At 61.6% G+C, this 17,277-nt stretch carries 17 protein-coding genes; 8 read left to right on the top strand and 9 right to left on the bottom strand.

The features are described from left to right. Positions 1-3: 3 nt before the first annotated feature. The gene (locus tag P9220_RS03345; protein ID WP_309763579.1) at positions 4-486 is read right to left on the bottom strand and encodes a VOC family protein; all 483 of its coding nucleotides are present in this window, start codon (positions 484-486) and stop codon (positions 4-6) included. 147 nt (positions 487-633) lie between these two features. Between P9220_RS03345 and P9220_RS03340 the strand changes: the two genes are divergently transcribed. Both P9220_RS03340 and P9220_RS03335 read left to right on the top strand, forming a co-directional pair. Beyond that, positions 634-1,236: an RBBP9/YdeN family alpha/beta hydrolase gene (locus P9220_RS03340; protein ID WP_404989542.1), complete on the top strand. Its 603-nt coding sequence runs from the start codon at positions 634-636 to the stop codon at positions 1,234-1,236. An 88-nt stretch (positions 1,237-1,324) separates the two neighbouring features. Next, on the top strand, positions 1,325-2,332 hold the full coding sequence (locus tag P9220_RS03335) for a sulfate ABC transporter substrate-binding protein (protein WP_309763577.1): 1,008 nt from the start codon (positions 1,325-1,327) through the stop codon (positions 2,330-2,332). A 65-nt stretch (positions 2,333-2,397) separates the two neighbouring features. On the opposite strand, the gene P9220_RS03330 is transcribed toward P9220_RS03335, so the two are convergent. Continuing rightward, positions 2,398-2,850 (bottom strand): DUF4952 domain-containing protein, encoded by a 453-nt coding sequence (locus P9220_RS03330; RefSeq protein ID WP_309763576.1) that lies wholly within the window; start codon positions 2,848-2,850, stop codon positions 2,398-2,400. 798 nt (positions 2,851-3,648) lie between these two features. Here P9220_RS03330 and P9220_RS03325 point away from each other — a divergent pair. The 6 genes from P9220_RS03325 (at position 3,649) to P9220_RS03300 (ending at position 9,977) form a co-directional block, all read left to right on the top strand. Then, a complete protein-coding gene (locus P9220_RS03325; RefSeq protein WP_309763575.1) occupies positions 3,649-6,345 on the top strand; it encodes a type VI secretion system tip protein TssI/VgrG in 2,697 nt (898 codons plus the stop codon). Between the two features lie 11 nt (positions 6,346-6,356). After that, positions 6,357-7,526, top strand: coding sequence for a DUF2515 family protein (locus P9220_RS03320; protein WP_309763574.1), 1,170 nt, complete (start codon positions 6,357-6,359; stop codon positions 7,524-7,526). A gap of 104 nt (positions 7,527-7,630) precedes the next feature. Then, positions 7,631-8,446 carry a hypothetical protein gene (locus P9220_RS03315; RefSeq protein ID WP_309763573.1) on the top strand — a complete coding sequence of 272 codons (816 nt, stop codon included), beginning with the start codon at positions 7,631-7,633 and terminating at the stop codon, positions 8,444-8,446. Positions 8,447-8,601: 155 nt separating this feature from the next. Further along, complete coding sequence (locus tag P9220_RS03310; protein ID WP_309763572.1) at positions 8,602-8,766, top strand: hypothetical protein; 165 nt, start codon at positions 8,602-8,604, stop codon at positions 8,764-8,766. Further along, positions 8,763-9,686 carry a hypothetical protein gene (locus P9220_RS03305; RefSeq protein WP_309763571.1) on the top strand — a complete coding sequence of 308 codons (924 nt, stop codon included), beginning with the start codon at positions 8,763-8,765 and terminating at the stop codon, positions 9,684-9,686. The genes P9220_RS03310 and P9220_RS03305 overlap by 4 nt, the downstream gene beginning before the upstream one ends. Beyond that, a complete protein-coding gene (locus tag P9220_RS03300; protein ID WP_309763570.1) occupies positions 9,687-9,977 on the top strand; it encodes a PAAR domain-containing protein in 291 nt (96 codons plus the stop codon). A gap of 173 nt (positions 9,978-10,150) precedes the next feature. On the opposite strand, the gene bioB is transcribed toward P9220_RS03300, so the two are convergent. From bioB to P9220_RS03265, 7 genes are all read right to left on the bottom strand, one after another. Beyond that, positions 10,151-11,164, bottom strand: a complete 1,014-nt coding sequence (bioB, locus tag P9220_RS03295; RefSeq protein ID WP_404980375.1) for a biotin synthase BioB — start codon at positions 11,162-11,164, stop codon at positions 10,151-10,153. A gap of 6 nt (positions 11,165-11,170) precedes the next feature. Continuing rightward, positions 11,171-11,872 (bottom strand): dethiobiotin synthase, encoded by a 702-nt coding sequence (gene bioD / locus P9220_RS03290; protein ID WP_309763569.1) that lies wholly within the window; start codon positions 11,870-11,872, stop codon positions 11,171-11,173. Continuing rightward, positions 11,869-13,059 (bottom strand): 8-amino-7-oxononanoate synthase, encoded by a 1,191-nt coding sequence (gene bioF / locus P9220_RS03285; RefSeq protein ID WP_309763568.1) that lies wholly within the window; start codon positions 13,057-13,059, stop codon positions 11,869-11,871. The genes bioD and bioF overlap by 4 nt, the downstream gene beginning before the upstream one ends. Then, positions 13,056-14,363: an adenosylmethionine--8-amino-7-oxononanoate transaminase gene (locus P9220_RS03280; protein ID WP_309763567.1), complete on the bottom strand. Its 1,308-nt coding sequence runs from the start codon at positions 14,361-14,363 to the stop codon at positions 13,056-13,058. Before P9220_RS03280 ends, bioF begins: the two co-directional genes overlap by 4 nt. Positions 14,364-14,653: 290 nt before the next feature. Next, positions 14,654-15,898, bottom strand: coding sequence for a CocE/NonD family hydrolase (locus P9220_RS03275; protein ID WP_309763566.1), 1,245 nt, complete (start codon positions 15,896-15,898; stop codon positions 14,654-14,656). 336 nt (positions 15,899-16,234) lie between these two features. Next, a complete protein-coding gene (locus P9220_RS03270; RefSeq protein ID WP_309763565.1) occupies positions 16,235-16,654 on the bottom strand; it encodes a YchJ family protein in 420 nt (139 codons plus the stop codon). Further along, positions 16,651-17,259: a glutathione S-transferase family protein gene (locus tag P9220_RS03265; RefSeq protein WP_309763564.1), complete on the bottom strand. Its 609-nt coding sequence runs from the start codon at positions 17,257-17,259 to the stop codon at positions 16,651-16,653. The genes P9220_RS03270 and P9220_RS03265 overlap by 4 nt, the downstream gene beginning before the upstream one ends. Positions 17,260-17,277: the final 18 nt, after the last annotated feature.

Below are 17,277 nucleotides of genomic sequence, written 5' to 3'. Positions count from 1 at the left end.
GGCTCATTTGGCGAAGAGCTGGCCGATGTCGTTGAACGCCTTGAATTCGAGCGCGTTGCCGCACGGGTCGAGAAAGAACATCGTCGCCTGTTCGCCGACTTCGCCCTTGAACCGGACATGCGGCTCGATGATGAACTTCGTCCCCACGCCCTCGAGGCGTTCGGCGAGCGCGCGCCAGTCGCTCATCGACAGGACGACGCCGAAGTGGCGCACGGGGACGTCGTCGCCGTCGACGGCGTTCTTCGCGGCGGGCCGCGCCTCGTCCGGCGAAAGATGCGCGACCAGTTGATGACCGAAGAAATCGAAATCGACCCAGTCGGGCGAACTGCGGCCTTCCGGGCAGCCGAGCAGTTCGCCGTAGAACGCGCGGGCGTTGTCCAGGCTCGTGACGGGGAAGGCGAGGTGGAACGGTTGCAGCGTGCGCTGCGTTCGCGAATGATCCGCGTGCTCGAAGCGGTCGGCGGATTCGTCGGGCAGATCGGACATACGGCCTCCGTGTGATGGTTCGGGACATTCTACGTGCGGATACACGCAGCGTTCACATCGCGCATATGGAAATGACGATTGAATCGTTCGCGCGCGCGATGCGTCACGGGAGAATGACGAATGACCGAAACGCTGCGCGAGGCAGGCATGCACAACATCGACGATTCATCCGGGCGGCCCATGCTCGTCACCGTGCCGGGACTGCACGGCAGCGAGGGCGCGCACTGGCAAAGCTGGCTGGAGCGGCAATACGTGGAGGCGTCGCGCGTCGAGCAGGCGGACTGGGATGCGCCGCAGCTCGACACCTGGGCGAGCGCGGTCGAAACGCGGCTCGACGATTTGCGGCGGCCTGTCGTGCTGGCCGCGCACAGTTTCGGCTGTCTCGCGACGGCGCATGCGCTCTTGCGCGGGCGCGTGCGGGCGAACGTCGTCGGCGTGCTGTTCGTCGCGCCCGCGAGCCCGGCCAAGTTTCGCCTCGCCGGCCGCTTCGAGCCGATGCGGCTTGCGGCGCCGTCGATACTCGTCGGCAGCGAAACCGATCCGTGGATGCCGCTCGGCGACGCGCGCGATCTCGCGCAGCAGTTGGGCAGCGCGTTTGTGAATCTCGGCGACGCCGGGCACATCAACACGTCGGCGGGCTATGGGCCGTGGCCGCATGCGAAGTATCTCGTCGATACCCTCGCGCACTGGGCGCCGCCTGCGGAGCGCGGCGCGGAGGACCTGTTCCTGCGCGAGCACGCGTATGGATGACGCGCGCCGCCCGCGGTCCGATACACTCGATGGCCGCCTTCGCGCGGCCTTTCGCTTCTTTAACGCAACGGCTTTTTCGGGGAACCACATGGCGGCATTCAGGAAGCTCGCGCTCGCGGCGGGCGCGGCGTGGTGCATGGCGGCGGGCGCCGCTCAGGCGGAGACGACCTTGCTCAACGTGTCTTACGACGTGACGCGCGAGCTGTACAAGGATATCGATGCGGCCTTCGTTGCCGATTACAAGAAGCGCACGGGCGAGACGGTGTCCGTGCGGCAGTCGCATGGGGCATCGAGCGCGCAGGCTTTATCGGTGATGCAGGGGCTACAGGCGGATGTCGTCACGATGAACCAGCCGAACGATATCGACCTGCTCGCCGAGCGCGGCCAGCTCGTGCCGGCGAACTGGCGCACGCGTCTTCCGAACGGCAGCGCGCCGTACACGACGACGATGGTCTTCCTCGTGCGCCACGGCAACCCGAAGAACATCAAGGACTGGAGCGATCTGGCGCGGCCCGGCGTGCAGGCGATCATCGCGAATCCGAAGACATCGGGCAACGGGCGTTATACGTATCTCGCGGCATGGGGATACAAGAAGCAGCAGGGCGCCACCGATGCGCAGGCGCAGGACTTCGAGAAAGCGATTTTCCGCAACGTGCCGGTGCTCGACACGGGCGGACGCGGCGCGACGACGACATTCACGCAGCGCGGTATCGGCGATGTGCTCGTGACGTTCGAGAACGAAGTCGGGCTGATCGAAAGCGGCGCGGGCGCGAAGGATTTCGATGCGGTGTATCCGTCGGCGAGCTTGCTGGCGGAGCCGCCCGTATCGATCGTCGACAAGGTGGTGGACAAGCGCGGCACGCGCAAGGAAGCGCAGGCTTATCTCGAGTTCCTCTATACGCCGCAGGCGCAGGAGATCATCGCGCGGCATCACTTGCGGCCGCGTAATGCGGAAGTGCTCGCGAAACATGCGAGCGAGTTCAAGCCGCTGAAGACCTTTACCGTGGATGAGATGTTCGGGAACTGGCAGAAGGCGCAGCAAACGCATTTCGCCGATGGCGGGACGTTCGATCAGGTGGTGGTGGACAGGAAGTGAGTCTGTGAAACGGCTCGCGGGTGCGGCGAAGTCGGCTAGGCACCCGCAGTGGGCGGCACGGTGAGTCAATAAAAATAGTGAGTCACGTATAGATTGATGTAGGGCATCCTGGTTAGTTCTTTTCGGGTGTCGTACATGTGGCCATCGAAATACGCTTCGCCGCCCATTCCGATGTAGTAAGTCGATCCTTTGCGGTCTTTGATGACGCCATCGCTTGTTTCCCATCCGCAGCAGGCGAAGCGCAATCTCATGACGCCTGCCGAGCGGATCAACCAGTTCTCGACGTTGAGGATGTCCTTGCCTGCTACGCGGTAGGTCGCTTTGAGGCCATCGGCGCCGTCCCCGGACTGGTACTCGCAACGTACGAATTCGATATCGCTGCGTTGCAGTTTCATCTCACTGAGCAAATCGCCGCACATGAGTGGCGGCTCCTTGGGCTGGACGGCGTTGGCTGGAATCGATACTAGGCAGAGCCGAAGCGCTAGTAGTGTCAGTAGCGACAGCAGTAGAGACTTCATTTCGTCACCTCAAGCAGTGCGACGCATTGTCCATTCGTTCCGGGTAGACAATTGGCCATTGATAAATTGCAACGAGTGTCCTGTCTGTCGAGTTCATGGACAGTCACACCGCTGCTTACGATTTTTCTTTCGCTCGCGAGCAAGGCCTATTGAAGCCGCGATGATGCGGCGTGAGAAACCATCGAGCAAGAAGGTGTCGCACGGTGGCGGCGGAGTGATCACACTAGCTTGAAACTTCCCGATGCGCAGGGTGAAGCGCAGGCCGCCGTGTACGCCTGTTGGAAGAGTAGCTCGCGCAGCAGCGGGGCGATCACCCTTTCTATGTTTGGTCGTGTCGCACGCGCTGAAAACGATCGAGTCCCGTCATGTTGCTATCAAGCAGTCATCTGCATCGATGCCCGGGCGTCGACGCGCCGCGAGATGACTGACAGTTGACATTCGTTGGTTTAACGAAGCGTCGCACAAAGCCGGCCACTTTAAGAAAATTCTTCTATCTGATTACGGGGTGCACTGCTAAGTTGGGCACCTGTCTATGTTCGTTCCCTATTACAGTCATCCGTCGCCACGGCGCATCCCGGGCATGCGGATCCGCCGTGACTGCCTGTGTTGAGGCGCGGTTTCGAGGCGAGTCGCCCCACGCGCGTTTGCATGCCGGTCTCCGAACTTGCGAACTTGAACTGCGCTTGGAAAAGCAGGGCGTAGATCCGTTGTGTGGCTAACGCGCTAGCAAACCCGTCCAAATCATTCCTGCACGGCAAGCACCGTGACCTAATCAAAATAATCAGGGAGCAGTAACAGATGTTCAATCCGCTGCAAAGCCGCACGCTGAAGATCGAGTGCCAGGCGCTGCCCACCTGGGGCGGCGCCGACATCCTCATCCCTCAGCGCGTTAAACGTGTCGAGGCGCTCGGGGAGCTCTTTCACTATGAGGTCGATCTGGCCTCGGTCGACAGCCCGACGTTTCGCATCTGGAATGCGCGCGACCTCGTCAAACCCGATGAACTGGTCGGCAAACCGATCGAAATACAGGTCGAATTTGAGGGCAAGGGAACCTTCGTTCCGGGCTTGCCCGGCAATCTGGGTGCAGGCAACGTCGGCGCAGGCGTGCGCAGGATCAACGGCCTCATCACTGAAGTGCAGCAGACCGGCAGCGATGAGCGGCGCGTCTATTACCGGTTCACGGTCAGACCTTGGCTCTGGCTGGCATCGCAAAATCGAGATAATCGGGTGTTCCAGGACGTGAGCGTCTTGGACGTCACGGAGGCGGTGCTGAAGAGCTACACGTTCCCGTGGGACAAGCGCCTGGCCGCCGTCGCGCTGAACAACAATGTCTTTCCGAAGCGCGACTTCATCAGACAGTTCTGGCAAAGCGACTACGAATTTCTAAAGCAACTGTGGAGCGAGTGGGGGCTGTATTACTACTTCGATGGCATGAAACTCATGCTGTGCGATTCGCCCGGCTCGCACAAGAAGCACGGCAATGCGTACGACTCGGTACTGTATCACTCGCCCGAGGGCAAACGCATTGACGAAGAGCACATCCATAGTCTGAAGGTGCTGCGGCAGATCACGCCGGGTGATGTGACGGTCAACGACTACGACTACACGCTGTCGAACGGCTCGTTCGATCTGAATCAGCAGCGCCATAGCGAGTCCTCGTTTGACAACATCGCGCAGTATCACTGGGGCGACTACACGCAGCCGCTCGCGGGCGCGATGGGGCTGGACGGCCAGCCGAACGATCATCGTAACGAAGGCGATTATCTGGCGCGTGTGCGAGTCGAGGCCTTGCGCAGCGAGGGCTTCAGGCTTCACGCGACGGCGAACGCGCGCGGCATCGCGATGGGGCGGACGCTGAGGATCGAGGGCCATCCCGAGCGCACGCTGAACAACAGGTATCTGGTGGTGTCGACGTCCATCGACATCCAGAATCCGGATGAACTCACCGCCACCCCCGGCAGCGATGCACAGTATCACTGCGTGACAGAGATGGTGCTGCAGCCGGCCGATGTGTTCTTCAAGCTGATGCCGATGGAGAAGCCGCGCGCGCACCCGGAGACCGCGGTGGTCGTCGGGCCGGAGAAGCAGCCGCTGTGGCTCGATGGCTACGCGCGCGTGCGTATCCAGTTCAAGTGGGACCGGCTCGGTCAGATGGACCAGAATTCGAGCTGCTGGGTGCGGGTGTCGCTGCCGTGGCATGGCGGGCCGCATAGCTTTATTTCGGTGCCGCGCATCGGGGATGAAGTGACCATCGGCTATCACGAAGGCGATCCGGACAAGCCGTTCGTGATGGCGAGCAAGGTCAATCAGTTCAATCCGCCGCCGTTCGAGTTGCCGCGGAACATGGCGCTGACGGGCTTGGTTAGCAAGGCGCTGGAAGGGCAGGGGCACAACTACGTCGTCACCGATGACACGCCCGGCAAGCAGCAGGTGCAGGTAGCAAGCGATCAGGCGAACTCGCGGCTCGTGCTCGGCTACAACACGCGAATCGTCTATCAGAAAGGGCGCCAGGAGGCGCGCGGGCTGGGCTGGGAGTTGGCCACCGATGCGTGGGGCGTGCTGCGGGCCAATCAAGGCATGCTGATCACGACGGAGGCGCGTAGTGGCGCGAGTTCGCCTGCAGCCGACATGGGCGAGACAATCCAGCGTTTAACGCAAGCCAACGAGCAACAAGACGTGCTGGCACAGGCTGCAGTGCAGGCATATGCACAAGACATGCAAGATCGGCTTTACATCACGCAGACCTTGAAGACGCAGATCGCCGAGATGCAACATGCGGCTTCTCGGGGATCTAATCCGGTCGCAGGCTCGAGCAAGCCACATGTGCTCGTGGCTTCAGCCGCCGACATCGCACAGACCGCTGCGAGTCATGTGAATGTGCATAGCGGTGCAGATACCACGATGACTGCGGGCGGGCACGTCGCGACCAGCGCGGGTGGCAACATCTTCGCATCGGCGCGCAAGGCGATCCGCTTCTTCGCCTACAAGCTCGGCATCCGAATGGTGTCGTACGCGGAGGACATTGACGTCCAGGCGCTCAAGAAAAGCATCAATCTGCTGGCGAAGCTCGATATCACGCAGACGGCCAATCGCATCACGATCAAGGCTCGCGAAGAAGTGACGATCCAGGGCGGTGATAGCTACATCAGCTTGAAGAGCGGCAAGATCACCGTGGGCGGTTCCGTGTATGAGGTTAACGCACAGGCTAAGAACATGCCGCCCAAACCCATCGGGGTGAATCCGCAGGGTTCGCCGGATGTGCAGGCGAACGACCAGGTTTTCCGCGTGCTTTCTCCAACGGGTCAACCGCTGCCCGGAGTGGACTATGTGATTCAGGGAGCCTCGGGCGGACATGTGTTCCGCACCGACGCCGTCGGACGCTCCCCTCGCGTGAACACCCCGCAGCAAGACAACGTGGACTTCAGCCTGCATTGGGACGATTTCGCCAGTGCTTCCGGCCCGGCGGCAAACTCGGCCACACAACAACAACGATAAACGGAACTCTCGTGACAGCAAATCTCGCGGTAAGCGGTACGACTAATCCCGAATCGGACACTTGCGTCGATGCGCGGTGCAGCTGCGACATCATTTGGTCTCTCGCGCAGCAATTTGCTATGCGCCAACTCGTGACGCGTGCGCCGTCGCACAATCATATGGCGGATTATCGAGAGGGTGAACCTCACGTTTCCAATCGGCAGATGGAAAGCAAAACGCCGGAGTTCGTCAGCAATTACGAAGTCCGGGCGCGACGCATTGCGGCAGCTTATGCGCGCGTGTTTCTGGAAGACTTTCATTTGGGACAGCCCGACAAGATCGGCCGGTTCTACTGGCTGGGTCTGGGGGCATTTGCTTCCAAACAAGTGGCGGCTACGTTTCACCAATGGCAGGTGAAAGCGGTGCCGTGGTCGGCTTTGCATGAAGGCTTGGGCCGTGGGAACCTCTGGCTCTTCAATGATGTACTCGCATGGTTCTATGCTTACGCCGCAGGCGCGGATACATTCCAGAAATGCGCAGCATCGCGCAACAGCGAGAACTTCGTTTCCCAAGTGAAGGCTAATTTTCAGCGGCAAAAGGGGTATGCGGAATCGATTAACAAGGTGCCTTATGAGGTTGATGGTGCGACGGGGGTTAAGAAAGTTGAGCTTGGTTATTTGATGTGCACGCCTATTGTTAGGGACGGTTTCCGGGCGGTCAGCGAATGGGAGGCTGCCACTGACATCAGGAGACCCGCTATTGCTCTAAAGCACCTGCTTCTGATCGCACAGCACGAACAGGGTGAGGTGCTTCAGGGCCTTATCTATGATGATCCAAGCTTCGCACGCTGGCTCGGATTACAGCGGGCCGTTTTGGGGACTTCGGACGACACGGCCATCAATCAATCGATCGACCGCATGCAATATGGTCTGTCCAACGGCTCCGATATCGCGCTTTCACCCGTTATCCGAGCGTTGGTTCCCGGCCTTCAGTTGGTCTTAACTTCGGACTACAAAACCGAGAACATCGAGTTCAGGTCGGATGCCCCAGATCGATTGGTGCTCGAAGACTATCGGCAACGCATGGCGTGGATCACAGACGCCGCGACCAAGTATGACGACCTTATGCGCAATCACACCGACAAGATGTTCGGATTTCTGAAAGAAATCAAGAGTTGGGGCGATGAGGAGATGGCACCATGAGACGGACACCGCTCTTCGCTGTCCTCCTTGCAACAATATTTGTGTGCGGTCTGGCCGCAACGTTCTCGAACTTTCATACAGCATTGGCAAAACGAGATAACAGCATGCCTCAGCCTCTCACCATTATTCGACTGGGCAACCCGCAGCTTTCAGACATCGATGCACCGGGCGCAAGCGTCGACAATCATCCTACGGGCATGGCCTTTTATCAACGCAGTTGGGTAGGAGGCGAACTTGGAAACGTGGAGTTCTCGCATGGACCGCACAGCTTTACGGTAGAAAATGTTCTGTCCATACTCGGTACCGCAGATCAAGACGTTCCGGAAGGAATCTTCAAGTGGAACGTCAATTTCGGTGTCAGCCCGCAGCAGGCCGACACCGATGAAGCGGCTCGCGCCCGGGTGATGAGCTTCCTCGCCATGCTGCGGGCTGCTGGTTGGAAGCGTTACATCGATGTACTGGACCCGCGCTTACTCGGAAGACAGGCGTGGACGTACGGCACAGACCCCGATGGCTTGGGCCTTTACTCCCTCGACTCTTCCTACACACCTACACTTGACGAATGGACGGCTGCAGCACGGTACGGTCCCAGATGGAAATTTCAGGCAGACGGCGTGTACCTTGAGGTTGTCGTGTCACGAAGCAATATGGGCGGCTTCGTTGGCAAGAGTACCTATCTGATTAGTGTCAAGGCGCAGAGTGAATTCACCAATTATGGAATTGGATTCTTTTCTGGCAAAAGGGAGAAGATCATGCACTGGAAGGATCTCATTGCTCCGGAACTCGCCCGCTATCACAAGGATCGCCTTGCGACCGAAGCGAAACTTCGCGCAACCGGATACACGATTGACACAACCTACCAGGACCCGCCGATCAAATCCCTCCAGTCTCCTGCCAGCGACACGCAACGAGGAAGCTGAATGGAACGAGCAACGATGAATGGCAAAGCACGGGCGGGCACGTCGCGACCAGTGCGGGTGGCAACATCTTCGCATCGGCGCGCAAGGCGATCCGCTTCTTCGCCGACAAGCTCGGTATCCGAATGGTGTCGTACGCGAAGGACATCGAGTTCAGGTTGGATACCCCAGATCGATTCGTGCTCGAAGACTATCAGCAACGCATGGCGTGGATCACAGACGCCGCGACCAAGTATGACGACCTTATGCGCAAACACACCGACAAGATGTTCGGATTTCTGAAAGAAATCAAGAGTTGGGGCGATGAGGAGATGGCACCATGAAACGGACACCGCTCTTCGCTGTCCTCCTTGCAACAATATTTGTGTGCGGTCTGGCCGCAACGTTCTCGAACTTTCATACAGCATTGGCAAAACGAGATAACAGCATGCCTCAGCCTCTCACCATTATTCGACTGGGCAACCCGCAGCTTTCAGACATCGATGCACCGGGCGCAAGCGTCGACAATCATCCTACGGGCATGGCCTTTTATCAACGCAGTTGGGTAGGAGGCGAACTTGGAAACGTGGAGTTCTCGCATGGACCGCACAGCTTTACGGTAGAAAATGTTCTGTCCATACTCGGTACCGCAGATCAAGACGTTCCGGAAGGAATCTTCAAGTGGAACGTCAATTTCGGTGTCAGCCCGCAGCAGGCCGACACCGATGAAGCGGCTCGCGCCCGGGTGATGAGCTTCCTCGCCATGCTGCGTGCTGCTGGATGGAAGCGTTACATCGATGTACTGGACCCGCGCTTACTCGGAAGACAAGCGTGGACGTACGGCACAGACCCCGATGGCTTGGGCCTTTACTCACTCGACTCTTCCTACACACCTACACTTGACGAATGGACTGCTGCAACACGGTACGGTCCCAGATGGAAATTTCAGGCAGACGGCGTGTACCTTGAGGTTGTCGTTTCACGAAGCAATATGGGCGGCTTCGTTGGCAAGAGTACCTATCTGATTAGTGTCAAGGCGCAGAGTGAATTCTCCAATTATGGAATTGGATTCTTTTCTGGCAAAAGGGAGAAGATCATGCACTGGAAGGATCTCATTGCTCCGGAACTCGCCCGCTATCACAAGGATCGCCTTGCGACCGAAGCGAAACTTCGCGCAACCGGATACACGATTGACACAACCTACCAGGACCCGCCGATCAAATCCCTCCAGTCTCCTGCCAGCGACACGCAACGAGGAAGCTGAATGGAACGAGCAACGATGAACGGCAGAGCCCAAATCGTCGTCGGCGACACGACGAGTCACGGCGGCAAGGTTGTTTCAGGCAGCCCATCGTCGACCTGGAGCCGCGCCGAGATTCCTATCGCGCGCAAGGGCGACAAGGTTACGTGTCCTCAGTGCGATCCGCATGTCTTCACGATAGCTGAAGGCTGTGAAGATAGCCTGGACTTCGGCGAACCTATCCCACTCGAAGGCCACAAAACGACGTGTGGCGCGGTGTTAATTGCCCAAGCCTCCACTGAATCCGCTGCGTAAGACTGCATCGGTCGACGAGCATCCATCTTGCCCTGATGGCATGAGAAGCGAAGCGGAACGCGCGGAATTAGCGCCTTCCGGTCATGCACTGCGTTCGCGCGCGGCCAGGCAACAGCTTTGGAATGGCGCCGCGCATCGGGGCTCGCGACGAGGTAGCGAGCCCGGCGCATTCCCTACCTCGCGCTCACATCCCCCGCCGCTTCCGCCCGCATCCCCAACCGCCCGATCAGCTTCCTGTCCGCCTCGGCTTGCGGGTTACTCGTCGTCAGCAACTGGTCGCCATAAAAGATCGAATTCGCGCCCGCCGCGAAACAAAGCGCCTGCAGCGCCTCGTCCATCTGCTCGCGCCCGGCCGACAGCCGCACCATCGCCTTCGGCATCGTGATGCGCGCCACCGCGATCGTCCGCACGAATTCGAACGGATCGAGCGCCTCCGTGCCCGTCAGCGGCGTGCCCGCGACCTGCACGAGATTGTTGATCGGCACCGACTCCGGATACGGCTCCATATTCGCCAGCTGCGATATCAGTCCCGCGCGCTCGCGACGCGATTCGCCCATCCCGACGATCCCCCCGCAGCACACGTTGATGCCCGCATCGCGCACATGCTCGAGCGTATCGAGCCGATCCTGATACGTGCGCGTCGAGATGATCTGGCCGTAGAACTCCGGCGACGTATCGAGATTGTGGTTGTAGTAATCGAGGCCCGCATCGCGCAGGCTTTGCGCCTGATGCGCCTCCAGCATACCGAGCGTCACGCACGTTTCCATGCCCATCGCCTTCACGCCGCGAATCATCTGCTTGATCGGCTCCAGATGTCGATCCTTCGGATTGCGCCACGCCGCGCCCATGCAAAACCGCGTCGCGCCATTCGCCTTCGCGGTCTCGGCGGCCTTCAGCACGGCATCGACTTCCATCAGCTTGTCGGCCTTCACGCCCGTTTCGTGATGCACCGACTGCGGACAGTACGCGCAGTCTTCCTCGCAGCCGCCAGTCTTGATCGACAACAGCGTGGACAATTGCACCGCGTTCGGATCGAAATGCTCGCGATGCACCGTCTGCGCGCGATACAGCAAATCGTTGAACGGCAGCTCGTAGAGCGCTACGACATCGGCGACGCGCCAGCGCGCGGGCGTCTGCGTCTGCACTTCGATAGGCTTTGCGATTTCAGCAGTCATGGTCTGCGTCATATGAGTTCAGTCCTTGGGTTGAAGCCGGTCGAGCAGAAGGCGCGCGTCGAGATGATCGGCGGCGCGCGACGCATCGGCCGGTGCGATATGAGGGATGACGCCGATGAGCGGCGCATCGATGAGTTGTTCAAGCGTCCGAACGTTCTCGTCCGGATACAGCATGTCGGGATCGACGCGATTCGCGACCCACCCCGCGAGCGTCAGCCCGCGCGACGTGATCGCTTCCACCGTCAGCAGCGCATGGCTGATGCACCCGAGCCGCATGCCGACGACGAGCACCACCGGCACGTTCAGCGCGACGGCGAGATCGGCGGTGTCGTGCTTATCGTCGAGCGGCACGCGAAAGCCGCCGACGCCTTCCACCACGACGATATCCGCCTGCGTCACCGCGAAGCGATGCGCCTCCACGATACGCCCGATATCCAGCGCGATGCCTTCACGCGCCGCGGCGATATGCGGCGCAATCGGCTCGCGCATCATGAACGGCGTGCGAATGTGAGGCGGCAACGCGACGTTGGCGGCGGCGTCGAGTTGATCGGCGTCCTCGTTGTGAAGGACGCCGTCGCGCATGGCTGCGCCCGAGGCGATCGGCTTCATCGCGGCGGCGCGCAGGCCCGCGCGCGCCAAGCCGTGCAGCAGCGCCGACGAAACGAACGTCTTGCCGATCTCCGTATCGGTTCCGGCGACGAATAAGGATAAAGCGGTCATAGCGTACTCAAAGCGTGATCGAGGCGCGCAAGGTCATCGTCGGTATGCGCGGCCGAAAGCGAAATGCGCAGACGCGACGTGCCCGAGGGCACCGTCGGCGGACGAATCGCCGGCACCCATAGCCCTTGCGCATCGAGGGCGGCGGCGAGCGCGACGGTTTCATCGTTGCCGCCGATGACGAGCGGCTGCACCGCCGTCTGCGATTCGACCGGCAGCCAGCGCGTGCGTTTCAGCATCGCGCGCGTCGTATCGACGAGCGATGCAAGATGCGCCCGTCGCGCATCGCCCTCATCGCTTGCAATGATCCCGATACTCGCCGATACCGCATGCGCGACCGCAGGCGGCGACGCCGTCGTGAAGATATACGGCCGCGCGCGCTGCACGAGCCATTCGATGACGGTCGCATCCGCGCAGACGAACGCGCCTGCGACGCCCGCCGCCTTGCCGAGCGTGCCGACATAGACGAGATGCGGCGAGCGCAGCGCAAAGTGCGCGAGCGCGCCCCGTCCTTCGGGACCGAGCACGCCGAAGCCGTGCGCGTCATCGACGACGAGCCACGCGCCGTACTTCTGCGCCACGTCGACGAGGCGCGCGAGCGGCGCGATGTCGCCGTCCATGCTGAACACCGAATCGGTGACGATCAGCTTCGTCGCGGTTTCATCGCGCGAGGCGTCCAGCATGGCGTCGAGCGCGTCGATGTCCGCATGGGGATAAATCTGCGTCTGCGCGCGGGAAAGCCGCACGCCGTCGATCAGCGACGCGTGATTCAGCGCATCCGAGAACACGAGCGTGCCGCGGCCGGCAAGCGTCGTCAGCACGGCGAGGTTCGCCATGTAGCCGGTGCTGAAGTAGAGCGCGCGCGGATCGTCGACGAAACCGCCCGAGAACGCGGCGAGATCGTCTTCCAGTTGCGCGTGGGCGCGTGAGTGGCCGCCGAGCAGATGCGAACCGCCGCTGCCCGCGCCGTACCGCGACGCGCCTTCCGCGAGCGCCGCGCGGATTGCACCGTGCGCGGCGAGGCCGAGATAGTCGTTGCTGGCGAAGCCGATCATCGCGCGGCCATCGACGGTCATGTGCGCGGAGTTCGCGCCGTCGATGGTGCGGCGGCGGCGGCGCAAACCGCGTGCGTCGATATCGGCGAGACCCTGTTTCAGCGCGTCGAAGAGCGCTTGCGACGTGTTGCTCATGCGGCATGCTCCATAAGCGTGGCGTCGAGCGTGTCGCGCGTGCGTTGCGCGAGCAGGAGCAGTTCGTCGTCGGTGAGGATGTACGGCGGCATCATGTACACCGTATTGCCGATGGGCCGCATCAGCAGCTCGCGCTTCAGCGCATTGGCGAAGAAGCGGCGGGAGAACGTCTTGTCGTCGATATCGACATCGAACGCGAAGATGGTCCCGCGCTCGCGCAGATTGCGCACGCGATCATGCCGGATAAGCGGCTGCAAGGCTTCGCGCAGCAACGCCGACTTGCGCCTGTTCGCGGCAAGCACGTTCGCGCTGTCGAACAGATCGAGCGTCGCCAGCGCCGCGCGGCACGCGAGCGGATTGCCCGTGTACGAATGCGAATGCAGGAAGCCGCGCGTTACGTCGTCGTCGTAAAAGGCGGCGTAAATCTCGTCGCGCGTGAGGACGATGGATAGCGGCAGGTAGCCGCCGCTGATGCCCTTCGACAGGCACACGAAGTCGGGCCACACGCCCGCCTGCTCGCAGGCGAAGAACGTGCCCGTGCGGCCGCAGCCGACCGCGATTTCATCGGCGATCAGGTGGACGCCGAACTCGTCGCAAAGCGCGCGCAGACGCGTGAGATACGACGCGTCGTACATCGCCATGCCCGCCGCGCATTGCACGAGCGGCTCGACGATCACGGCGGCAAGCTGCGTGGCGCGTGCTTCGAACAGCGATCGCATCGCGGCGATGGCCTCGTCCACGCCCGCCGCCGCCGGCGATGCGACCACGTGCGCGTGACGAATCAACGGATCGTAAGCGTCCTTGAAAAGCGCGACATCCGTCACGCCGAGCGCGCCGATGGTCTCGCCGTGATAGCTGTTCGCGAGGCACGCGAACTCGCGCTTCTCGTTCTGACCGCGATTGCGCCAGTAGTGAAAGCTCATCTTCAGCGCGATCTCGACCGCCGACGCGCCATCCGACGCGAAGAACGCATGGCCGAGCGTGTGCTGCGTGAGCGCGGAAAGACGTTCGGACAATTCGACGGCGGGCGCGTGGGTGCAGCCCGCGAGCATCGCGTGTTCCAGCGTGTCGAGTTGATCTTTCAGCGCGCGGTTAATGTCGTCGTTCGCGTGGCCGAAGAGATTGACCCACCACGAACTGATCGCGTCGAGATAGCGATTGCCTTCGTGATCGTAGAGCCACGCGCCCTTGCCGCGCGCGATCGGCACGAGCGGCACGCGCTCGTGGTGTTTCATCTGGGTGCACGGATGCCATACGGCGGCGAGCGAGCGCGCAACCCAGTCTTGATTCGCTTCTGTATTCAAAAACGGCTCCCAGGCCCGCGCGTGACGCGAGCCGGTACATCGGGCAGGCCGCAGGGCCTGCGCATTTCGAGGAAAACGCGCGAGACATCGCGCGCTCCAATTATCCCGAAAATGCGCGCGGGCTTCCCTTTTCGACGGACATTTGCGCCGGGCGGACGCGCGCATCGGATAGGCGGCAACGCGTTATCGCGTGCATCTTCGCCGATCGCGCCGCGTACAGAAAAGATCGCGGCGCAAGATGCAAAAACGCCGGCACGTGGCCGGCGTTCCCGATGCGATCGTAAAGGCGTTCAGCGCGATGCCGTCTGCGTTTGCCCACCGGCACCCTTCCACACGACGGCGTCGTCCACCGCGTAGAGGCGGCACGGATCGCTGCTCTGCTTCTGACAGCCCGCGATGGCGACGGACATCGGATCGTCGCCGCCTTCGGCCCATGACCACGCGCCCGAATCGGACACGGCGAACGCGCGGCTCGAATACTGGCTCAGGAAATTGCGATACCCGGCGCGCCCGCTTTCGTCGACATACGGCACCGACTGCACCGAATCGAGACTCGCGTAACCCGATGCCTGCGGCGCGCGCGGCTCGGCGACCTGATACTGCACCGAGGTCGGCATGCCGATCTGCGCGAGGAACGTCTTCACGCGCGGCCACCAGACCTGCACGCCGTCGCGATCGCCGACGAGCCGGTGCGCGTCGCTCTTGTACGTGCCGAAATCCATCATGTCCGCGCGCGCGCCGTGCGCGACGAACGCGCCGTACATCTGCGCGGAGAGATCGCCTTGCCAGACCGAGTCGTTGTCGCCATAGAGCCAGAGCGACGGCAGGCGGACGTGCTCGCCGTAGGCGCCGAACGCATTGACGAGATTCTTCTGCCAGCCCGCGCATTCGTCCTGACGCAGCCCGCCCGAGAAATTGATGAGGCCGCGCACGCCGGGCGCCGCGACGGCATCCCGCGCCCCGTAGGCGATCGTCGTCAGGCCGCCGTGCGACGTGCCCGCGACGACGATGTGCGTCTTGTCGACATACGGCTGCTCGCTCATGTAAGCGACGGTCGCCGCCACGTCGCGTGCCTGCGCAAAGCCATTGGCTTCGACGTTGCAGCCGTGTCCCGTGTAGTCGCCGCCCGAACTCGCAAAGCCTCGACGATTGGGCACGACCACCACATAGCCGTGACGCACGAACTCACGCGCCAGCGCGATCGGCCGATTGCGCGGCTGCGCGTGCGCGTTGCCGGGAAGCTTGCCGTGATTGAAGACGATCATCGGGAACGGACCCGCGCCGTCCGGTTTGAACACCGTGGTTTCGAGCGCGATGTCGTCTTCCGGCACGCCGATGACGGTCTCGTTCAGACCGTTGGCGACAACCGGCAGGTTCGGATCGAGCGCATCGGGAATCTTGCCGAAGACCGGGGCAGAAAGCCCTTCGGACTGACGCACGCCGCCGATCGGTTCGGCGCGCGCGGCGGACGCGACGAACGCCGTCGCGAGCGAGCACACCATGCTGCATCCGACCAACCAGTTAGTGATCGCCATCCGTGTACTCCGACTGCATCCCATCGATGTTGACGCGGCGCGGTCCGAACCCTGCGCTGATCGAAGTCACAAACCTGTCGCTGCTCGCGGGGAGCAGTATCGAATGCTGGTTTCGGGAGTCGCGCCTCGAGAAGGCACGACGAATGGCTTCGAACAGGCTTTGAAACGGAGCGCCGCTCTTTGCCCGGCGCGAACATGACATTGCGCTGGCGTAAAGAGAGATTACCCGTTCAAAATTGCACTGCACAATAAAGGAAACCCCGTAACAGCTTAATCTGGAAGGGGATTTTAAGGAAATTAATACCGTCTAATTCGTTGCTTGTATTAAGAAAGCATTTACTTTTCTTTTATTTCGCCGTCGATGTAAATCCATCGGCCGTTTTCTGCCCGCCGGAATCGGCTCGCCTCGTGCAGCCGGTGCGCGCGTCCGTCCACCTTGTACCGCGCGACGAACTCGACTTCCTCGTGATCCGCGTCGATCGGCGTGTGGCGTTTGATCTGCAGGCCGAGCCAGCGGGTGGCGGTATCGGAGGCATCGAGACCGGGCGGGCAGGTTGAGTCGTCCCACGTTGCGCGCAAATACGCCGTGTTGCCGAGCACGTAGGCGGTATAGCGCGAGCGCATCAGTTCCATCGCGTTTGCGGGCGCGGCGTGACCGTCGATGAAACGGCCACAGCAGTCCGCATAGCGCGGCGCGCGCGCGTTCGGTCCCGCCGCCGGCGACGCCCCGCCGCACGGACACTCGACCGGCTTCATGCATCGACTCCCGGCATGGCGACGTGGCGCGGCTGGCTGCGCACGCGATCGAGCCACGCGCGAATCGACGGATAGCGCGACAGGTCGAGACCGGCTTCATCGGCGACATGCGTGTAAGCGAACAACGCGATGTCCGCGACCGTATAGCGTTCGGCGACGAGGAACGTGCGCGTCGCGAGATGCTGTTCCATCACGTCGAGCGCGCGATACGAACCGGCGGTTTTGTCGGGCAGGCGCGGATCGTCGGACTGCTTCAGGAACTGGAGGATGAAGCGCGCGACAGCCACATACGGCTCATGGCTGTACTGCTCGAAGAACATCCACTGCAGCACTTGCGCGCGTTGCAGGCGATCGTCGGGCATGAGCGGCGTGCCATCGGCGAGATAGCAGAGAATGGCGTCGGACTCGGAAAGCGTCGTCGTCTCGTCGATGCACAACACCGGCACCTTGCCGTTCGGATTCAGCTTCTTGAACTCATCGGTGCGCGTGGCGCCGTGCATCATGTCCACTTCATGCCAGGCGTACGGCAAGTTCAGTTGTTCGAGGGCGAGCCGCACCTTGTAGCAGTTGCCGGATGCCGAGACGCCGTGCACGTGATAGGTCATTCGATGAGTTCCGATTGA

The organism is Caballeronia sp. LZ016 (assembly GCF_031450805.1).
In the GTDB taxonomy this organism is placed as follows: domain Bacteria; phylum Pseudomonadota; class Gammaproteobacteria; order Burkholderiales; family Burkholderiaceae; genus Caballeronia.
Note: the sequence above shows the minus strand (reverse complement) of the source record. Positions and strands in the feature narration are given on the sequence as shown.